This is a genomic window from Pseudomonas fluorescens, assembly GCF_005938625.1.
Lineage (GTDB): Bacteria > Pseudomonadota > Gammaproteobacteria > Pseudomonadales > Pseudomonadaceae > Aquipseudomonas > Aquipseudomonas fluorescens_BD.
In genome coordinates, this window is record NZ_VCNJ01000001.1 from 269,547 (window position 1) to 289,649 (window position 20,103).

Annotated in this window: 17 protein-coding genes; 10 read left to right on the forward strand and 7 right to left on the reverse strand. The window is 60.0% G+C overall.

The genetic code is table 11. The annotated features are described in order from the left end of the window. Positions 1 to 17 precede the first annotated feature (17 nt). Both FGA82_RS01115 and FGA82_RS01120 read right to left on the reverse strand, forming a co-directional pair. Complete coding sequence (locus FGA82_RS01115) at positions 18 to 1,631, reverse strand: mechanosensitive ion channel family protein (protein WP_141125720.1); 1,614 nt, start codon at positions 1,629 to 1,631, stop codon at positions 18 to 20. A gap of 96 nt (positions 1,632 to 1,727) precedes the next feature. Then, positions 1,728 to 2,843, reverse strand: a complete 1,116-nt coding sequence (locus FGA82_RS01120) for an AI-2E family transporter (RefSeq protein ID WP_141125721.1) — start codon at positions 2,841 to 2,843, stop codon at positions 1,728 to 1,730. 132 nt (positions 2,844 to 2,975) lie between these two features. Here FGA82_RS01120 and FGA82_RS01125 point away from each other — a divergent pair, with 132 nt between their 5' ends. Beyond that, on the forward strand, positions 2,976 to 4,253 hold the full coding sequence (locus tag FGA82_RS01125) for an OmpP1/FadL family transporter (protein ID WP_141125722.1): 1,278 nt from the start codon (positions 2,976 to 2,978) through the stop codon (positions 4,251 to 4,253). A 9-nt stretch (positions 4,254 to 4,262) separates the two neighbouring features. Here the strand turns inward: FGA82_RS01125 and FGA82_RS01130 are convergent, their stop codons facing one another. Further along, positions 4,263 to 4,868: a TetR/AcrR family transcriptional regulator gene (locus FGA82_RS01130; protein WP_141125723.1), complete on the reverse strand. Its 606-nt coding sequence runs from the start codon at positions 4,866 to 4,868 to the stop codon at positions 4,263 to 4,265. 157 nt (positions 4,869 to 5,025) lie between these two features. Between FGA82_RS01130 and FGA82_RS01135 the strand changes: the two genes are divergently transcribed. The 8 genes from FGA82_RS01135 (at position 5,026) to FGA82_RS01180 (ending at position 15,071) form a co-directional block, all read left to right on the forward strand. After that, positions 5,026 to 6,408 carry an aspartate aminotransferase family protein gene (locus tag FGA82_RS01135; RefSeq protein WP_141125724.1) on the forward strand — a complete coding sequence of 461 codons (1,383 nt, stop codon included), beginning with the start codon at positions 5,026 to 5,028 and terminating at the stop codon, positions 6,406 to 6,408. Positions 6,409 to 6,781: 373 nt separating this feature from the next. Next, entirely contained in the window at positions 6,782 to 8,485 is a 1,704-nt protein-coding gene (locus tag FGA82_RS01140) for an amidase (RefSeq protein WP_141125725.1), read from the forward strand. Positions 8,486 to 8,948: 463 nt separating this feature from the next. Beyond that, the gene (locus FGA82_RS01155) at positions 8,949 to 10,244 is read left to right on the forward strand and encodes an OprD family porin (protein WP_141125726.1); all 1,296 of its coding nucleotides are present in this window, start codon (positions 8,949 to 8,951) and stop codon (positions 10,242 to 10,244) included. 235 nt (positions 10,245 to 10,479) lie between these two features. Beyond that, on the forward strand, positions 10,480 to 11,133 hold the full coding sequence (locus tag FGA82_RS01160) for a hypothetical protein (protein ID WP_141125727.1): 654 nt from the start codon (positions 10,480 to 10,482) through the stop codon (positions 11,131 to 11,133). Next, on the forward strand, positions 11,130 to 11,651 hold the full coding sequence (locus tag FGA82_RS01165; RefSeq protein ID WP_141125728.1) for a hypothetical protein: 522 nt from the start codon (positions 11,130 to 11,132) through the stop codon (positions 11,649 to 11,651). The genes FGA82_RS01160 and FGA82_RS01165 overlap by 4 nt, the downstream gene beginning before the upstream one ends. Continuing rightward, positions 11,648 to 12,169, forward strand: a complete 522-nt coding sequence (locus FGA82_RS01170) for a hypothetical protein (protein WP_141125729.1) — start codon at positions 11,648 to 11,650, stop codon at positions 12,167 to 12,169. Before FGA82_RS01165 ends, FGA82_RS01170 begins: the two co-directional genes overlap by 4 nt. Before the next feature lie 278 nt (positions 12,170 to 12,447). Then, complete coding sequence (locus FGA82_RS01175; RefSeq protein ID WP_141125730.1) at positions 12,448 to 14,676, forward strand: TonB-dependent siderophore receptor; 2,229 nt, start codon at positions 12,448 to 12,450, stop codon at positions 14,674 to 14,676. Between the two features lie 185 nt (positions 14,677 to 14,861). Next, complete coding sequence (locus FGA82_RS01180) at positions 14,862 to 15,071, forward strand: hypothetical protein (protein WP_141125731.1); 210 nt, start codon at positions 14,862 to 14,864, stop codon at positions 15,069 to 15,071. 312 nt (positions 15,072 to 15,383) lie between these two features. On the opposite strand, the gene FGA82_RS01185 is transcribed toward FGA82_RS01180, so the two are convergent. From FGA82_RS01185 to zapE, 3 genes are all read right to left on the reverse strand, one after another. Further along, positions 15,384 to 15,881 carry a GNAT family N-acetyltransferase gene (locus FGA82_RS01185; protein WP_141125732.1) on the reverse strand — a complete coding sequence of 166 codons (498 nt, stop codon included), beginning with the start codon at positions 15,879 to 15,881 and terminating at the stop codon, positions 15,384 to 15,386. A 142-nt stretch (positions 15,882 to 16,023) separates the two neighbouring features. Next, the gene (locus FGA82_RS01190) at positions 16,024 to 16,605 is read right to left on the reverse strand and encodes a DinB family protein (RefSeq protein WP_141125733.1); all 582 of its coding nucleotides are present in this window, start codon (positions 16,603 to 16,605) and stop codon (positions 16,024 to 16,026) included. Between the two features lie 17 nt (positions 16,606 to 16,622). Continuing rightward, positions 16,623 to 17,738, reverse strand: a complete 1,116-nt coding sequence (zapE, locus tag FGA82_RS01195; RefSeq protein ID WP_141125734.1) for a cell division protein ZapE — start codon at positions 17,736 to 17,738, stop codon at positions 16,623 to 16,625. A 193-nt stretch (positions 17,739 to 17,931) separates the two neighbouring features. Here zapE and FGA82_RS01200 point away from each other — a divergent pair, with 193 nt between their 5' ends. Continuing rightward, the gene (locus tag FGA82_RS01200; RefSeq protein WP_141125735.1) at positions 17,932 to 18,984 is read left to right on the forward strand and encodes an aldo/keto reductase; all 1,053 of its coding nucleotides are present in this window, start codon (positions 17,932 to 17,934) and stop codon (positions 18,982 to 18,984) included. 148 nt (positions 18,985 to 19,132) lie between these two features. On the opposite strand, the gene speB is transcribed toward FGA82_RS01200, so the two are convergent. Continuing rightward, positions 19,133 to 20,092 carry an agmatinase gene (gene speB / locus FGA82_RS01205; RefSeq protein WP_141125736.1) on the reverse strand — a complete coding sequence of 320 codons (960 nt, stop codon included), beginning with the start codon at positions 20,090 to 20,092 and terminating at the stop codon, positions 19,133 to 19,135. Positions 20,093 to 20,103: the final 11 nt, after the last annotated feature.

Genomic DNA, 20,103 nt, shown 5'->3' on the forward strand with positions numbered 1-20,103 from the left:
ACTCCTTTGAGCGGCGGTCACTGATCCTTCGGTGCTTGCGCGGGTGCTGTGTACCACTTTTCTCGCGGCACCCATTTCTCGCTCTGCGGATCGCCCAGATAGTGCGGCGACATGATCTGCACGCCGTATTCGTTGAACACGTCTTGGATATTGGCGTGGAGCATGCTCAGCAGCACCGCACGCGGGCGGGGCTGGCTCGGGATCGCTTGTGCGACCAGCCGGTATTCGGGATAGAAATCCGACAGCGCAGTCTGGAACACCTGAGCCGGCGGGTCTTCGAGAATCCCAGGCGTACGCTTCGCCGCTTCCAGCAGCATCGCTTCGACCTGACGCCACGGCGTGTCGTAGCCGATGGTCACCACCGTATCCACCACATAGCCGGGGCCTTGCACGGTGCGCGAGTAGTTTTTGGTGACGGTGCCAGTGATCATCGAATTGGGCAGTGTCAGCACTTCCCCCAGACCGGTGCGAATGCGTGTGGTGAACATGCCCAGCTCGGTGACGGTGCCTTCGTACTCGCCGATTTTCACGAACTCGCCGGGGCGCAAGGTGCGCGTGTAGGTGAGGATCAAACCGGCGGCAGCCTGCCCTACTACGCTGGTCGCGCCGAGGGAAATCATCAGGCCGATCAGCACCGACAAGCCTTTGAACGCATCGGTACCGGCACCCGGCAGATACGGATAAGCCATCGCCAGAGCAAACAGCCAGACCGCCAGCGCCGTCAGGCGTTGGGTCGGTTGCAGGGTTTCGTGATTGAGCCAACTGAAGGTGCCCGGGGTGGCCATGCGCCGCAGGATGCGTCGGGTGAACGCAGTGACGCCACGGGCGATAAAGAAAATCGCCAGGGCCACGCCCAGTCCGGGAATCGCATCGACGATGCCTTGCAACAAATACCCGGCCAGCTCGAACAGATAGTTGTTGAGGCTTTCGCCCCATGGCCGCGTGTAGGGAAAGCGTGACAGGACGAAGCCCAGCCATTCATAGGTCAGCAACAAAATCAGCAGCCAGCGCAGCAGCAACAGCAGACGGCTGACCAGCGGATAGAGGAAATTCGAGTCGATCAGTTGCACCCGTCCAACCTTCAGCGCCTGGGTGTGGCGATCCATCAGTTCGGGGAGTTTTGCCAGCAATTTGCGGCGCAAATACGCCAGGCCCCAAAGCAGCGCGAGGTAAATCAGCGTGGCCACGGCAGCCAGTGCCAACGAGCGCAGAATCAAGTCGAGACTGCGCGCTTCGCGGGTTTCATTGACCACTTGGCGGAGTTTTTCCGCCGCGCCCTCGGCGGCCTGTTGCACCGATGAATAGGCCAGCGTGTCGATGTCCTTGGGCGCGACAATGAAGGCGCGTTTAGAACCGATCAGCACCAGATAGCTGTTCTGGATCGGATCAATGCTGACGTTGAGGTCCTCGCCTTCATCCAGCGCCTCACTGATGACCATTTTCGCCCGTTTGACCCGCGAGGCCGGCGCTTCGCCGAGGATGGTGGCGCGAAACAGCATGATGCTGCGGTTGGCGACCTTCAGCTCAACCGCCTCGTCGGCCGGTTTTGTTGCCTCATCAGCCGCCCAGCCGAGCCCGCTCCAGAGCGCCGCGAACACCACTATCCAAACCGCCAGCAGCCTGCTTCGCATGCGCCTGTTTCCTTACGCCCAAGTGTCAGAGAGGGATACGTAAGGCAGCGTAGTTGAGCGATGAACGGTTGTCAGATTCCCGCGCACCGATAAGTGTCACGGCAGATTTTCTTTGCGCTGGCTCTCCAGAAGCTCGGTGACATCGGCCGGTTGATACACCCAGCCGATGAACAATTCATAACCGACCGCCAGAATCACCGGCCCAGTGAACAAACCGATAATGCCGCTGGTGACCATGCCCCCGAGTGCACCGATCAGCACCACCGGCATTGGCACCGCGACGCCGCGCCCCAGCAACATCGGTTTGAGTACGTTGTCGGCAAGCCCGGCAATCGCCATCCACACCGCAAATATAATCGTGCTGGCGCTGACCCCGTCCACGGCGAAGACATAAATCACGATGGGCAATGTGATCAGCAACACCGGCAATTGGGTGATGCCCAGCAGCAACACCATCAAGGCGAGAATGCCGGCCGCCGGTACGCCCATGACCACCAGTGCCACGCCGACCAGCAGCATTTGAATAAACGCGATGCCAACCACGCCTTGCGCTACCGCACGAATAGTTGCCGTGCACAGGTCGGCAATCTGCGGGCCACGCACCGGCCCGGAAATGCGTGTGGTGACAGCCACCGCTGTGCGGTGGCCGCGCTCACCGTGGTGCATGATCAACCCGGCGACGATCAAGGCAATCACAAACACCACGATGCCCGCCCCGACACCGGCGGCTTGATGCAACACCACTTTGCTCCAGTCCTTGAGGTGTGGCGCCAGTTCCTGAAACACCCAGCTCAGGTCCTGTGACGCATGCATCCAGATGCCGTACAGCGGCGCGCCAATCAGCGGCCAGCCTTCAACACTGGCCGGTGGCGGCGGTATCTCGAACTGCCCGGCTTCGAACGTGTGCATGCTGCCCTTGATCGAGTCGGCGATCGAAGCACCCAGCAGGCTCAACGGCAGCATCAGAATCACCAGGCCCAGCAGCACCAGAATGATTGCCGCCCAGCCATAGCGATGACCGAGTTTCAATCCCAGTAGCTGATTCAGCGGATACAGCGTGACAGCGAGGATAAGCGCCCACAGCATGACATTGAGAAACGGATGAAAAATGTCGTAACAGAACAGCACCAGAATGGTGATCAGACCCGCGCGTATCAGTACGTCCAGCAGTGCTCTGGAACTGTGAAAGGTGATCAGCGGTTTTTCTTCCATGTCGGCGCTCCTGATTGGGCCATCGATGAACCGCTGTGAGCCTAGTTCACATCCGGTACATCGTCTCGACTGGTGCGCACGCCAATTCGCGACTAAACCTGAAGGCTGATCTTCATTGATAAGGACGCCGGGATGAAATCTACGCATTCCCTGATTATTCTCGCGCTGGCAGGCTCAGGTGGTCAGGCGTTGGCGGGTGGTATTGATCTGTATGAAGCGGGTCAGGAAGGTGCGGGGCTGGCCAATGCCGGCTCGGCCGCGTTGGCCACCGACCCGAGCGTGTTGATGAGTAACCCGGCCGGCATTGCCGCGCTCAAGGGCACGCAAATCAGCCTGACCGGTCAGGCCATATTCGGCGGCCTGGGTTTTGATCGTGACAGCGACAATGACTTCTCCGGTAACGAGGGTGGCAACCCACTGCCGCTCCTGCCGGGCACCAGTTTCTTTATCAGCCATGAGATCAATGATCGCGCCAGTATCGGCTTCGGCATGTATGGCAACTTCGGCCTGAGTGTGAAATACGACGATGATTGGGCCGGCCGCTACTTCAGCCAGGAATCGTCGCTGATCGGCATTTCGATGCAGCCGACTTTCGCTTACAAGATCACCGACGACCTGTCGATGGGGATTGGCCCGCGTCTGGTCTACGGCTACTACTACACAAAAATGGCCATCGACAATAACGCCTTCCTGCCGGGCACGCCGTTTCAGGAGGATGGCAAGTTGCAGTACAAGGACACGGATATCGGCACCGGGATCAATCTTGGCCTGCGCTATCAGTTGAACGAGCGCACCACTGTCGGCCTGGCTTACACCAGCAAGGTCAAGCTTGAGTTCAAGGACTCGCCTTCAGTGCACGGCGTGCGCAATCCGCTGCTCAATCTGGCGTTGTCGAGGCTGGATGTCGACGATCTGGAAATCGACATGAACATTCCGCAGACCGCGACCCTGAGCATTGCCCATCAGTTGAACGAACAGTGGACCCTGCTGAGTTCGGTGAACTGGCAGGACTGGAGCGACTTTGCCGACATCGGCGTGTCGGTGGACAGCGCCGCCGGCGACGTGTCGCGCTCGGTCGATCGCAAATACCAAGACACCTGGCACCTGTCGATCGGCGCGCAAAACCAGATCAGCCCGAAACTGCGCTGGAACATGGGCGTGGGTTACGACAGCTCCGCCGTGAAGGACAAGGATCGCACCGTCGACAACCCGATGAACGAGACCTGGCGGCTGGCGACCGGGCTGAGCTACAAACTCGCCGAAGACACCGACCTCAACCTCAATTACACGCTGGTCTGGCTGGGCGACATGGATGTGCAACAGACCAAACGCAATGGGCAAACGCTGTCGGGAAGTTATCCCAACAGCGCGTTGCATATTGTTGGCGGAGGCGTGACCTGGCGGTTTTGATCGGGTCGATCAGTGCTCCAGCATGCCGTGGCACAACAGGTTCAAAACCCCGCGCATGTGCAAGGCATGCGCAGCCCTGTCCGGGATTTCCTGCGTCGCCAACCGAATGAACGCCATGTTCGCGTACTGGTTGAACAGCGTCGCCACCACGTCGAGATCGATTGATTCGCGCACTTTGCCCGTCTGCTGGAAATGCAGGAGCAGCGCTTTGGTCTCTTCGATCACCGCGGCGTTCCAAGGACTCATCGCTTCGGCCAATTCCCCCGTCAGCAGAAACGGCGCCAGTTCCCGCCACAACGAAGCCGGCATCGCGGCTAGCTGGTAATCGGTCATCAGCCCTTCAAACTCGCACAACGCTTCCAGCGGATCACTGTCCTCGTCCAGATTCGCCCGCGCCTCGCGCATGGCTTGCTCGTCGGGTTGCTTGAGCAAGGCCAGCAGAATTTCATGCTTGCCGCCAAAATAATTGACTACGGTCGGTGCGGAAACCCCCGCCTGCACGGCGATCTGGTCCAGCGTGGTAGCCGCAAAGCCGTTGCGCTTGAACAACTCGAGCGCCGCCTCGGCAATCACCTGCCGGCGCTGTTCCTTTTGCCGCTCTCTGAGTCCGCTCATGTTGCCTCTGATGATCCTTGCCAATGGCCCTCAGCCTACGGATATCTTTTTTCACCGACAAATATTTTCTTTACAAAAATATTTTTAGGTGGCAAAACTTTATCCGTGCAGCGTTGGAATGAATGCACCCACCCGCTCAATGTCCCGGAGATCCGCCATGTCCGCCGAATTCGATTCGACCCGCAGTACCCGCGATTACCAAGCTTCTGACGCTGCTCACCACATCCACGCATTCGTCGATCAGAAGGCCCTCAACGAGGAAGGCCCACGGGTGATGGTCAGCGGCGATCGGCTGGCGTTGTGGGACAACGACGGCAATCGTTATCTGGACGGTATGTCCGGCCTGTGGTGCACCAACCTCGGTTACGGGCGCAAGGATCTCGCCGCTGCCGCGACTGCGCAGCTGGAACAACTGCCCTACTACAACATGTTTTTCCACACCACTCACCCGGCGGTGATTGAGCTGTCCGAGCTGCTGTTCAGCCTGTTGCCGAAGCACTACAGCCACGCGATCTACACCAACTCCGGTTCCGAAGCCAACGAAGTGCTGATCCGCACCGTGCGCAAGTTCTGGCAAGTGATGGGCAAACCCGAGAAGAAAATCATGATCGGCCGCTGGAACGGCTACCACGGCTCGACCCTCGCCGCGACGGCGCTGGGCGGGATGAAGTTCATGCACGAAATGGGCGGCACCATTCCTGATGTAGCGCATATCGATGAACCGTACTGGTTCGCCCACGAAGGTAATCTCAGCCCGGAAGAATTTGGCCTGCAAGCGGCGCGGCAACTGGAAGACAAGATTCTCGAACTGGGCGCCGACAAGGTCGCCGCGTTCGTCGCCGAACCGTTTCAGGGTGCGGGTGGCATGATCATTCCTCCGGCGACGTACTGGCCTGAGATCCAGCGCATCTGCCGTAAGTACGATGTGTTGCTGTGTGCTGACGAAGTGATTGGCGGTTTCGGCCGTACCGGCGAATGGTTCGCCCATCAGGCGTTCGGTTTTGAACCCGACACCCTGTCGATCGCCAAGGGCCTGACCTCCGGTTACATCCCGATGGGCGGTTTGATTCTGTCGCGGCGCATGGCCGAGGCGCTGGTGGAAAAAGGCGGCGTGTTTGCCCACGGCCTGACCTATTCCGGCCACCCGGTGGCCGCCGCTGTGGCGATTGCCAACCTCAAGGCCTTGCGCGATGAGGGCGTAGTCACTCAGGTGAAAACCGACACCGGCCCGTACCTGCAAAACTGCCTGCGTGAAGTGTTTGGCAATCACCCGTTGGTGGGTGAGATTCAGGGCGTTGGTTTGGTGGCGGCGTTGCAGTTTGCTGAGGACAAGGCTAGCCGCAAGCGCTTTGCCAATGAAAACGATATCGCCTGGCGTTGCCGCACGATTGGCTTTGAGGAAGGGCTGATCATTCGTTCGACATTGGGGCGGATGATCATGGCGCCGGCGCTGGTGGCCACGCGTGCGGAGCTGGATGAGTTGATCGACAAGACGCGGATTGCGGTGGATCGGACGGCGCGGGAGTACGGGGTGCTGTGATCGTCTGAGGACGTACCTGTCTTCTGGGGACGCAACAAATCCCTGTGGGAGCTGGCTTGCCAGCGATGGCGATAGTTCAGACACTTCATTATCGAATGGGCTGGCCCCATCGCTGGCAAGCCAGCTCCCACATGGATCTACAGCGGACACGAATTCTGCATACCCCGCAGCCCCCTGTAGGAGTGAGCCTGCTCGCGATGGGGCCTGTAGGGTAGAAAATCGGTGGTAGATCGTTCCCGCCGATTACTCCGCGCGCCGCTTGGTGTTAAATAGGCGCCAGTCTTAACCTTGTCGCGTAAAGCCGTGCAACGAGAACCGCTATGAACACCTATTCCAAAAAAAATCCTGCCCAACCGCAAATGGCGGTAGCCGCATGATCGAAGTCACCGAAGTTTCCATTGCCCAACTGCGCGCTGCGCTCGAATCTGGCCAGACCACCGCAGTCGAACTGGTGCAGGCGTATCTGGCGCGTATCGATGCCTACGACGGCGCCGACACCGCGACGGCGCTGAATGCCGTGGTCGTACGCAACCCTGAAGCGTTGAACGAGGCACGCGCGTCCGATGCCCGTCGCGCAAAAGGCGAAACCCTCGGCCCGCTTGACGGCATTCCTTACACCGCAAAAGACAGTTATCTGGTCAAAGGCCTGACCGCTGCGTCGGGTAGCCCGGCCTTCGCCGACCTGGTCGCCTATCGCGATGCCTTTACCATCGAACGCCTGCGCGCGGCCGGGGCGATTTGCCTGGGCAAAACCAACATGCCGCCGATGGCCAATGGCGGCATGCAGCGCGGCGTCTACGGTCGCGCCGAAAGCCCTTACAACGCCGACTACTTGACCGCGCCGTTTGCCTCCGGTTCGTCGAACGGTGCCGGCACCGCCACGGCCGCGAGTTTCGCCGCGTTCGGTCTGGCCGAAGAAACCTGGTCGAGCGGGCGTGGCCCGGCGTCGAACAACGGCCTGTGCGCCTACACGCCGTCGCGCGGGGTGATCTCGGTGCGCGGCAACTGGCCGTTGACGCCGACCATGGACGTCGTCGTGCCTTACGCGCGGACCATGGCTGACCTGCTCGAAGTCCTCGACATCGTCGTCGCCGAAGACCCGGACACCCGTGGCGACCTCTGGCGCCTGCAACCGTGGGTGCCGATCCCGAGCGTCAGCGAAGTGCGCCCCGCCGCTTACGCCGATCTGGCTGCCGACGCCAAAGCACTGGCCGGCAAGCGATTCGCCGTGCCGCGCATGTTCATCAATGCCGACCCTGAAGCCGGCACCAGCGAAGCACCGGGCATCGGTGGCCCGACCGGCCAGCGCATCAACACCCGTGAGTCGGTGATCGATCTGTGGAAGCAGGCGCGCCAGGCCCTCGAAGCCGCCGGTGCCGAAGTCGTCGAAACCGATTTCCCGCTGGTCTCCAACTGCGAAGGCGATCGTCCCGGCGCGCCGACTGTGTTTACCCGTGGCCTGGTCTCGAAAGAGTTCCTTCACCATGAACTGTGGGATCTGACCGCATGGGCGTTTGACGATTTCCTGCAAGCCAACGGCGACCCGAAACTCAATCGTCTGGTCGACGTCGACGGCGCGAAGATCTTCCCGCATGAACCGGGCACGCTGCCCAACCGTGAGGGCGATCTGGTTGCCGGTATGGACGAATACGTGCGCATGGCTGAACGCGGCATCACCCCGTGGAATGAAATCAGCACCGTACCCGATGGCTTGCGTGGTCTGGAACAGACTCGGCGCCTCGACCTCGAAGACTGGATGGATAAGCTGGGCCTCGACGCCGTGCTGTTCCCGACGGTCGCCGATGTCGGCCCGGCGGACGCGGACGTCAACCCGGCATCCGCCGACATCGCCTGGAGCAACGGCATATGGGTGGCCAACGGCAACCTCGCGATCCGCCACCTCGGCGTGCCGACCGTCACCGTGCCGATGGGCGTGATGGCCGACATCGGCATGCCGGTCGGCCTGACCTTCGTCGGCCGCGCCTACGACGACTCGAACCTGCTGCGCCTGGCCGCCGCGTTTGAATCGACTGGCAGCAAACGCCAGATCCCGCCACGTACGCCGCCGCTGTCGTAACGCTTTTAAAACTGTAGGAGTGAGCCTGCTCGCGATGGCGGTGTGTCAGCCTGAATAACTTGACTGACACGCCGCCATCGCTGGCAAGCCAGCTCCCACAGGTTTCAGCTCCAGTCACAAAATCCTCATTCAACCCAAATCCCTGTAGGAGTGAGCCTGCTCGCGATAGCAGTGTGTCAGGCTCGATAAATTTGACTGATACACCGCTATCGCGAGCAGGCTCACTCCTACAAGGGATTGTGTGTAGCCATTAATCTTGAGCCCCCTGAATCCCTGTGGGAGCGAGCCTGCTCGCGAAAGCGGTGGGTCTGCCGACAGAAATATCGCCTGATGCACCGCCTTCGCGAGCAGGCTCGCTCCCACAGGGTTTGTGTAACCCCGTAAATTCAGCACATCCACTCAATCCCCTGTCCTGCAGTTACTCGATCATCCCGGGCATCTTAATTGCCGCTGGCCACCGACCATGATCGACCGCAACCCCTCGCGCCTCACCCTGCTCGCGCTGCTCTGCGGTCTGAACACAACCGCCCACGCCAGCGGTTTTTTCGACGATGCCAAAAGCGAAATCCTCAGCCGCAACTTCTTTCTGAGCAACGACTATCGCTCGCCATCGCCCACCGGCAAAAACTATAAACAGGAATGGGCTCAAGGCTTTATCGGCACTTTCTCATCTGGATTCACATCCGGCACAGTCGGTTTCGGCATCGATGCCCACGCTTTCGCCGGACTGAAACTGGACGGCGGCAAGGGCCATTCCGGGACCGGTCTGCTGCCGGTCGACAGCGACGGTCGCAGCGAAAACGACTACTCCAGCGCCGGCGGCGCGTTCAAATTGAAAGCCTCGCGCACCACCCTCGCCTTCGGTGAAATGACCGTCGAAACCCCGGTGTTCGACACTTCCGACAAACGTTTGCAACCGGAGTACGCCACCGGCTTTCTGCTCAACAGCGCCGAGTTCGATCACCTCAATCTGGTGGCGGGGCATTTCACCGCGTTCAAGAATCAGGACAGCTCATCGGGCAAAGGTGATTTCTACGGCTATGGCGCCAATACCGAGGCCGGCGGGATCAGTTTTCTCGGCGCCGACCTGTTCGCTGATACCCCGATTGGCGGCGCGTTGTACGCATCTGAACTCAGCGACACGTGGCACCAGTACTACGGCAATCTGCATTTCAAGCAGTCCGGTGTGATGCTCGACGCCAACCTCTACCACACCCGCGACACCGGCCGCGCACTGGCCGGCGCCATCGATAACACCGCGTTCAGCCTGTCCGGCAAATATACCTTCGGCCCCCATGCGGTGCTGCTCGGCTGGCAACGGATCAATGGCGACACGCCATTCGACTTTGTCGGTGGCGACTCGATCTACCTCGCCAACTCGATCAAATACGCCGACTTCAACGGTGCCAACGAACGCTCCTGGCAGGCGCGCTACGACCTCGACCTCGGCGCCTTCGGCATTCCCGGCCTGAGCTTCATGACCCGCTACGTCTCCGGCAGCCACATCGACGGCACCCACGCCCCCAAGGGCGGCGCCTACAACCCGTTCGATCCTGACAGCGGAAACTATCAGCCGCAGCAAGGCGATGGCGGTAAGCACTGGGAGCGCGATATGGATTTGAAATACATCGTGCAATCGGGCGCGGCAAAAGATCTGTCGGTGCAGGTCTCGCATGTTTCACATCGAGCCAATGAGGCACAGGCCGGTGATGATATTGACCGGATCTATGTCGTTATCCAGTACCCGCTGGGTTTCTGAAAGAACGCGGTTACTGTAGGAGTGAGCCTACTCGCGATGGCGGAGTGTCAGTCACTTTGATTTAAACGGATAGATCGCCATCACTCTTAAACGGGGCACGCCGTGCACTCATGATCGCTAGCCAAATGCCATCACCTCCCTTATTCTGCGCACCCGCCAAAAACGCCAAGCCAGGAAGGCATTGATTGATCTTCCCGATTGCCGTCAATCAACACACGCAGATTCAGGGATGTACATGTTCCAGTTATTCAAACTCGGTGCCGCATCTGTGCTTTTCGCAACGCTCAGCGGCTGCATTACCGAAAGCGCCTCGTGGGTTAGCGAGCCGTTGCAGCCCAAAGCCAACGAGCCGGTCAGTTACCTGGTCGGCTCGATCGGGCCGCAGTCAGTCAAATTCCCCGCCGCTGACAACCAGCGCATTTTTTTCCGCAAGCGCGGTTCTGAATATGGCGCCGCCGGTATCTGGAAACTGGCCGGTGCCTACTCAACGCCTCAGGACATTCAGGACGGCGTCGGCGCGGCGAGTGTATTCGTGCTGCCACTGAAGCCGGGTGACTATGAGTTTTATGACTTCCAGTTCTTTTCCGCACGCTACCAGCCTGGGCTCGGCACTGTTTTCACCTCGGCCGAAGCGCGAGAGAAATTCAACCTGCCGATGCGCCTTGAACCCGGCAAGGCCTATTACATCGGCGAGTTTCGCTCGTTCTGCCTGACCGCCGGTTTCTGCGCGTTCCGCTGGAGCGACCAGAACGCTCGCGACGCTGGGGTCGCTCAGCGCATGACACCAGGGCTGCCAACGCTGCAACCGCTGAAACTCGATCTGAAACGCGCCGAACCCTACATCTTTACCGGCCCCACTCCGGGTGTGGTCGTGGACGTCAAACCATGAAAAAAATCATCGCCCTCACCACCGCCGCCCTGTTGACCGGCTGCACAGCCACCAACACCTTGCCAGAGCGCACCCTCGCCGACGGTCAGGATTATCTGGCGCCGATCCACGTCATGGTCGATGACCCGATGAACTCGTCGATCCTGCGCAACTATCTGCGCCAGACCGGCGTGTTCCGCGAAATCCAGACCGGCACCGCCAAAGATGACGAGTACAGCGTCCAGGTCAAACTGAACATGCAACGTGAGTTCCCGCCGTTTCCAGTGGTGCTGCTCAGTTGCGCGACGCTGTTCATGCTGCCGTTATCCAAGGAATACAACACCGAAGCCGAGTTCTCCGTGTATCAGGGCGACAAGCGTCTGAAGCAATACAGCTATCGCAACACCACGCAGAAATACACCTGGCTGCTGGATCAGGGTGGCGAACTGGAAGGCCAGAATCTGAGCCGCATCGCCCGCGCGTTTGCTCAGGACGTCCAGCATGATCGTCTGATCCCCGCCGCCGGGGCTGCGCAATGAACCTCAACGTCATCAAGCCTGCCGCCCTGCTCTTCGCTCTGCTGACGCTGGGCGGTTGCGCCAATACCCTGCAACCGCTCGACTATAAGGCCAGCACCGCGTACGTACCTGTCACACTCGGGCTCGGACAGGCCTACAGCCGAATCGATGAACAGCATCAGCGCGAAACCATCAGTGCCCTGAAAAACACCGGCGCCTTTTCCATGCTCGACGGTGGCTTCAGCCGCAACGGCTACAGCCTGCTGATCACTGAACCGCACGACGGCAAAGTCAACTGGCTGGCGCTGATGAACGTCTTCACCCTGTTCACCTTCCCAATGCCTTACCACTACCAGGACAACCTGCGCGGCTCGGTCTTCAAGGACGGCGAACTGCTCAAGACCTATAACTACTCGCGCGAAGGCTGGAGTGTCATCAGCTGGTACGTGCCGATTCCAGCGTTTGAAAACAAGCGGCAGATGCTCGATCAATTGCTGGTGGAAATGGACAAGGACAAGGTGATTCCGTATCAGCCGTGATGGTGTGTTGTGCGTGGCTGTGCGGATGTGTTGAGCCGGCAGATTCGTTTGCAAGTCTGATATCGGCAAGATCAAAAGATCGCAGCCTTCGGCAGCTCCTACTGAGATCGGTGCAGGAGCTGCCGAAGGCTGCGATCTTTTGCTTTTCAAGGGAGGTCGAGTCATACCTCTGAAACACCTTCAAATAACAATATTTCTCGTTTGATACTAAATCCCCGCCCTACCCCTCGTCTTTGAACAAACGGATTTTTTCCCTCGAAGACAAGGAGTCGGCTGCGATGTTCGCGCCCATTACCCGTTCCATGACCCTCACCCTCGGCCTGTGCAGCGCTGCATTCAATGCCGATCTACTGGCTGAAACCGAAGCCGGAAAAACGCCGCAGCCCGCTGACTCAGCGCTTGAGCTGGCGGCGACCAACGTCAGTGCACAAGGCCTGGGCACCACCACCGAAAACACCGAGTCCTACACCACCGGCGCCATGAACACGGCGACGCGCCTAAACCTGTCGATCAAGGAAACCCCGCAATCGGTGTCGGTGATCACCCGTCAGCAGATGGATGATTTCAAGCTCGGTACATTGTCTGAAGCGATGCGCCAGACCACGGGCGTGGTGGTGCAGCATCTGGATTCGGATCGGGTCAGCTATTCGTCGCGCGGTTATGCGATCAACAACTTCCAGATCGACGGGATGCTCAACACCTTCGATCGCATGAAGTCTGACTCCGACACCATCATTTACGACCGCATCGAGGTGGTGCGCGGTGCCACGGGACTGACCACGGGGGCCGGTGATCCATCGGCGACGATCAACATGGTGCGCAAGCGCCCGACCGCGCAATGGCAGGCGCTGGCCGGGGTCAGTGGCGGCAGCTACGACAATTACTACAGCTACGTCGACGTCGGCGGGCCGCTGGCGTTCGACGGTCGCCTTCGCGGACGCACGGTGTTGGCGTATCGCGACAACCAGTCGATCAAAGACAAATACGCGCTGCAACGGGAGGTCGGTTATGGCGTGCTGGAAGCCGATCTGACCGACTCTACTGTGCTGGCGGTCGGTTACGACTATCAGAACAAACATGTGCAAGGCTCGTCCTGGGGCACCGTGCCCTACTGGAATGCCGATGGCAGCAAGGCCGGACTAGGGCGTTCGACCAACATGGCGACGTCGTGGAGTTCCTGGCCGCTGCAAGACAAAACCGCGTTCGCCACCCTTGATCAGCAACTGGCCGGCGGCTGGCGGCTGAAAGCGGCGTACACCCACCGCGACAGCGCGAGCGACGGCAAGGTCTATTACGGCGGTGGCGGTTTCCCCGAGGCCGATCGCAGCGGCATGCTCGCCTACACCTCGCACATGATCGGCACGCAGAAAATGCAGGCGTATGACTTCAACGTCTCCGGCCCCTATTCGCTGCTGGGCCGTGAGCACGAAATGATGTTCGGCTACGGCGAGGCCGAACGCCGTTCGAACTCGCCGTACACCATTGCCGGCGCACAACCCAGCGATTACGGAAAAATCCGCGACTGGAAATACATGGGCGATATCGCCAAGTTTCACGACACGGTCACCGACCTCACCGGTTCCAAAGACAATACCCGGCAAAAAGCCGGCTACATCGCCACGCGCCTGAGCCTGACCGATGAGTTGCACGCGGTGCTGGGCAGTCGCTACGGCAGTTGGCAGGCGTCCAGCACCAGCAACCGTTACGACGCCAACCGGCAACTGACCAAGATCGATTACACGAGCCAGAAACAGAACGACGTCTGGACGCCTTACGCCGGCCTGCTGTACGACCTGACCCCGGAATACACGGCGTACGTGAGTTACACCGACATCTTCAAACCCCAGGGCAACCGCGACAAGAACCGCAAATACATCGACCCCGTGGTCGGCAAAAACTATGAAGTGGGCGTCAAAGGCAGTTTGCTCGAGGAGCGCCTGAACCTGTCCACGGCACTGTTCTGGAGCAAACAGGACAATGTCGCCGAACTCGACAACTCGGTCCCGGCGGATCCGGTTACCCGTGAGCAGTTCTACAAATCCGGCGGCAAGGGCAATAAGGTCAACGGCTTTGAGGCCGAAGTGTCCGGCGAAATCCTGCAGGGCTGGAACATGACCGCCGGGTACACCTACACCCACTCGGTCGACGGCGACAGCGAGCGCACCAACACCAGTGAGCCGATGAATCTGTTGCGCGTCTCCACCGCGTACCGTCTGCCGGGCGAGTGGCAGGCGCTGACAGTGGGTGGTGCGGTGAACTGGCAAAGTGATGTGTATGGCACGTCAAGCCGACCGGTCGGTGCCGACACCGAAGAAGCGCGAATCAACCAGAGCGCCTACACCGTGGTCAACCTGATGTCGCGCTACGCATTCGATCGACACCTGTCGGCGTCGCTGAACGTCAACAACCTGTTCGACAAGAAGTACTACGACAACGTCGGTTTCTATAACGGCGTGTATTGGGGTGATCCGCGCACGGTAACGGTGAGTCTCGACTGGAAGCTCTAAGCCTTTCCCTTCGACGCGGCGTGCCTTCTCTCGATGGGCGCCGCGTCTGTCAGATATCGCCCTGCAACATGCTGAAAAACCTAAACTGAACGGGCGTTAACCCCGTGTTAATTCATGCCACCCAGACTCTCTTCCGAGATCTGCTTCATGGACGAACGGCTCCCACTTGTTCAGTAGGAGGCACCATGAAAATCACTACCGTAATGCTTGCCGGGCTGTTTGCCCTGGGTTCTGCCAGCGTGTTTGCCGAAGGCGGCGCTGAGCGCATGCGTTATTACTACGACAACTTCCCGGTTCACCACGCCCAGAACGAGCAGAAGAGCGACGCCAACGCGAAAGAAATTCGCGTTCCCGCCGATCAGACGGCGCAAGTGACCGAGTCCTATCGCGACTGAGATTGACCGAGCAACCGATGGACCTTCCGTGGCTCCGCTCTGGCCCGGGAGAAGACAGTTTGGCGCCCTGAATGGGGCGCCTTTTTTTTGGGCATTGAGTGGGGTGTTCGGCTTTGTAGCGTGGCGAATTCGCCCCTCATCGGAACGCCGCCCGCCCAGCCCTCTCCCGAGGGAGAGGGAGCTGATTTTTGGAGTTTTCAAATCTGAGTTCGGCTCGATGTTTCAAGTCGGCGTACCCTGCCCGAACACCTCGGTCAGTCCCCTCTCCCTTTGGGCGGTCCGACGTTTCGGGAGGGCTAGGGTGAGGGGCTTCTAGGTCTGCAGATTCTTGATCCAGAACAGCATGCGCCCGTGATTCGGGTCGAACATGCCTGGCGCGAAGCCGAATTTACTGTAGGCATTCTGCGCCACGGCGTTGCCTTCCAGCACTTCGAGGGTGATCTTGCAGCAGCCGCGCTGGCGAGAGATTTCCTCGACTTTCTGCAGCATTTTCTGACTCAGGCCGAGGCCGCGAAACTTGCCCACCACCGCCACGTCGTGGACGTTGACCAATGGTTTGCAGGCAAACGTGGAGAACCCTTCGAAGCAGTTCACCAGACCTGCCGGTTCACCCCCGACAAAGGCCAGCACGCTGAACGCATGCGGGCGTCGTGCCAGTTCTTCGGGCAGCCGACGCAACAAGTCAGGGTCGAGCGAATGACCGCCGCCCATGGGGTCTTCTGCGTAATGATTGAGCACGATACCGATGGCCTCGGCGTGCGTTGGATTGCTGTAGCTGGCTTGAAGCACAAGAATTTCTGCGGAATCCATTTCCATCCCCGAACACACAAAAGCCCCGGCGCGCAAAGTGCGTACTGAAAGGCTGCCTGACCTTAGCGCGGGGGTGATCGGGCGGGCAACCGGCAAATGCAAAAGATCAAAAGATCAAAAGATCGGACGATCTTTGGCTTTGTCAGTGGCCCCAAATCAACTCTTCAGTCCAGCCCAGTTCGGCAAAGTCCTCGACGCGCAGTCCGCTCTCGCCGACGCAGAAGAACTCGTCCAGTTGCGGCGGTTTCACCGCTGTGCCGCTGAGCATCGCATGCACTTGACCACGGTGATGAAGCTGATGCTCGAACAGGTGCGACAGCATGCGCAAACGGCTGTCGTGCTGCGGCGTGTCGCGGGCAATGGTGACGATCCGGGGAAGATCGGCATCGCGCAATTGCTCGCAATAAGCAATCAAGCGCCGATCAACGTGAGCCTGCTCTTCACGCAACTGCGCGCCCTCGGTAAACGGCTCGTCCACATTGAAAAACACATAGCAGTCGGGGTGCGGCTCAGCCCCGCGCAACTCGCGTTCCAGTGCATCGACGTAGAACCAGTCGCAGGTGAGGATGTGATTGAGGGTCAGGCGAATGCTCGGGAAGAAACTCACCCGCGGGGCGGCCAGATCTGCCGCACCGAGCTGGCTCCAGGCCTTGGCCAGACGGTGATTGGCCCAGGCGTTCTGGTAGGCCATGGTCAGCAAATGATGGGAAAGCGGTTGGCTCATGTCGGCACCCTCTTCACTCACGCTTCGGCAAAGCGCTGCAGCTGCATCTCCTGCAAGCGACTGAGGGTGCGGCGGAACGGGAATTCCAGATAACCCTCGGTGTACAGCGCATCCATTGGCACTTGCGCCTCGATGTACAGCGGCACCTTGCGGTCGTAGCACTCGTCGACCAGCGCGATGAAACGCCGCACGCCATCGTCGTGAACCGACAATTGCGGCAACTCGCGATCACCGGCCACCACCCGTTCGGCGCCATCTTCGGTGCCGCGCGCGATGCGCCCTTCGCGTTTCCGGGCGCTGAGATTCGGCACCTCGCTCAACAGAATAGCTGTGTAGCGATCGCACAGCGCGATGAAATCCATGGCGGCGAACGGTTGCTCGCAGAGATCCGCATAGCGACACCACAACACCGATTCACTGGCCCGCACCACGTTTAACTGACGATGACCGACCGACACAACTTCGGCGCTGGCTGGCTGCCCGGCGTTCAACGCCTGAAAGACTTCTTCCAGTGCGCTCACACCGGACGTGACCACAAAGTAGCGTTGCAGGCCCGCGCCCGGATGCAAACGATGATCTTCGGCGCCATTCACCGCCACCACCTGCATATGCGTTTTGATCGCGGCAATTGCCGGAACAAAGCGGTCGCGGTTGAAGCCATCGGCGTACAGATCGTCCGGCGGCAGGTTGGACGTGCACACGATCACCACGCCTTCGTCGAACATCACCTTAAACAGCCGACCGAGAATGATCGCGTCGCCGATGTCGTTGACGAACAGCTCATCGAAACACAGCACCCGCACCTCGGATGCCAGCTCCCTGGCCAGCGCGCGCAACGGATCGGCAATCCCGCTCAACTGGAACGAACGCTGATGCACCCAGCCCATGAAGTGATGAAAGTGTTGGCGTCGCGCCGGCACCCGCAGGCTCTGATAGAACTGATCCATCAGCCAGGTCTTGCCGCGCCCGACCGGGCCCCACAGATAAACGCCGATGACCGAACGGGCACCGGCGTGCAGGGCTTCGTGGCATTTTTGCAGCGCCCAGACTGCGTGTTCCTGGGCTTCATCCTGGATGAAGCCCTTGTGTTGCACGGCGTGTTGCCAAGCGCTGAGGGGAGAGTCGAAAGTCATGCGCGGCAGTATGCCACGAGTGTTACTACGCCGAAGATCAGCATTGGCAAATGCCCGTTCATCATCACGCCGCGCAGATCGAATGACCGTTGAGCAATAAGGCACTTGACGCTGAATATTACCAGCATCATATTGGCGAAAATATGTTGCTCGTAATTTAATTCTTGCCACGTTTTCTATCTGGAGTATCGCCATGCATTACAAGGTTTTCGGCCGCAAAACCGGCCTGCGCGTATCGGAACTGGCGTTGGGCGCCGGCAATTTTGGCACCGGTTGGGGTCACGGCGCCGAACGTGACGAAGCCAAGCGGATCTTTGATGGCTTCCTCGATGCCGGCGGCAATTTCATTGATACCGCCAATGGCTATCAAGGCGGACAGTCGGAATCGATGCTCAGCGAATTCATCGCCCCGGAGCGCGATCGCCTGGTGATCGCCACCAAATACAGCATGGGCACGACCCCGGCCGACGGCATTTCCCACACCGGCAACAGTCGGAAAAACATGGTTCGCGCGGTAGAAGAAAGCCTTAAACGCTTGAACACCGATCACATTGATCTGTTCTGGGCGCACGTGACCGATGGCGTGACGCCGATGGAAGAAATCCTGCGCGGTTTTGATGATCTGGTGCGCGCCGGCAAGATTCACTATGCCGGTTTGTCGAACTTCCCGGCGTGGCGCGTTTCCCGCGCTGACGTGTTGGCGGAACTGCGCGGCTTTGCGCCGATCGCCGCGATTCAGGTTGAATACAGCCTCGCCGAACGCACCGCCGAGCGCGAATTGCTGCCGATGGCCGAAGCGCTCGGACTCGCGGTGACGCTGTGGTCACCACTGGCCGGTGGCTTCCTTACTGGCAAGTATCGCGGCGGTGATGACAACAACCGTGCGAGCAAACTTGGCATGCTGGTGCACGCGGAAAAAAGCGCCCGTGAAACCGCCCTGCTCGATACTTTGCTGGCCGTAGCCGCAGAAATCGACGCCAGCCCAACCCACGTCGCCATCGCCTGGTTACGCGAAAAAGCCCGGCGCTCGACGACCGCGTTGATCCCGATCCTCGGCTCGCGCACCCGCGAACAACTGGACGCCACCCTTGGCGCACTCGACGTGCAACTGAGCGAACAACACATGGCGCGGCTTGAAGACAGCAGTGTCGTGCCGGCCGGTGTACCGCACGAGACGATTACCAGTGCCGCACCTCGCTTTACCGGTCCGCAAACGTTGGACCTGCCGATCATTCCGGTGGCCTGACCCGGCTCGCGTCTCCACGGGATAATCGTTCCCACGTTTCCGCGTGGGAACGCCTCAACGGACGCTCCGCGTTCGGTCGTGGACGGGACGCGGAGCGTCCCTGGCTTCATTCCCACGCAGAGCGTGGGAACGATCATCGGCGGCAGGTTTAGAAATCAACCTTGTGTCGGGCGGCGTAGAGGCAGAGCATTTCCATTGCCAGTGTGGCGGCGGCCAATGAGGTGACGTCGGCGTGGTCGTAGGCCGGGGCGACTTCCACCACGTCCATCCCCACCAGATTGATCCCGCGCAGACCGCCGAGAATCTCCAGCGCTTGCACGGTGCTCAAGCCTCCGCAGACAGGCGTGCCGGTGCCGGGAGCGAAGGCCGGGTCGAGGCAGTCGATGTCGAACGTCAGATACACCGGGTTATCGCCGACCCGGGCGCGGATCGCTTCGACAATCGCTTCGCAACCACGGCGATGCACCTGCCGGGCGTCCAGCACCTGAAAACCCATGTGATCGTCGTTGGTCGTGCGCAATCCGATCTGCACCGAACGCGCCGGATCGACCAGACCTTCGCGCGCCGCGTGCCAGAACATGGTGCCGTGATCGACGCGTTTACCCTCTTCGTCCGGCCAGGTGTCGCTGTGCGCATCGAAATGAATCAGCGACAGCGTGCCGTGCTTGCGCGCGTGAGCCTTGAGCAGCGGGTAGCTGATGAAGTGATCACCGCCAAACGTGAGCATGGCGCTGCCGGCGTTGAGAATCTGCTCGGCGTGGGCTTCGATGCTTTCCGGGACGCTGTGCGGCGAGCCGTAATCGAAGTCGCAGTCGCCATAATCGATGACTGCCAGATGATCGAACGGGTCAAACGTCCACGGCCAGTGGCGTTCCCAGGCAATTCCGCTGGACGCGGCGCGAATCCCCCGTGGCCCGAACCGTGCGCCAGGGCGATTGCTGGTGGCGGTGTCGAACGGCACCCCGCTGACCGCAACATCAACGCCGCGCAGGTCTCGGCTGTAGCGCCGACGCATGAAACTGGTGATGCCGGCGTAGGTACTTTCAGCGGCGGTACCGTACAGACTGTCACGGGTCATCGCCTGATCGTTTTGCATGGGCACATCCATCGTGGTGCTCC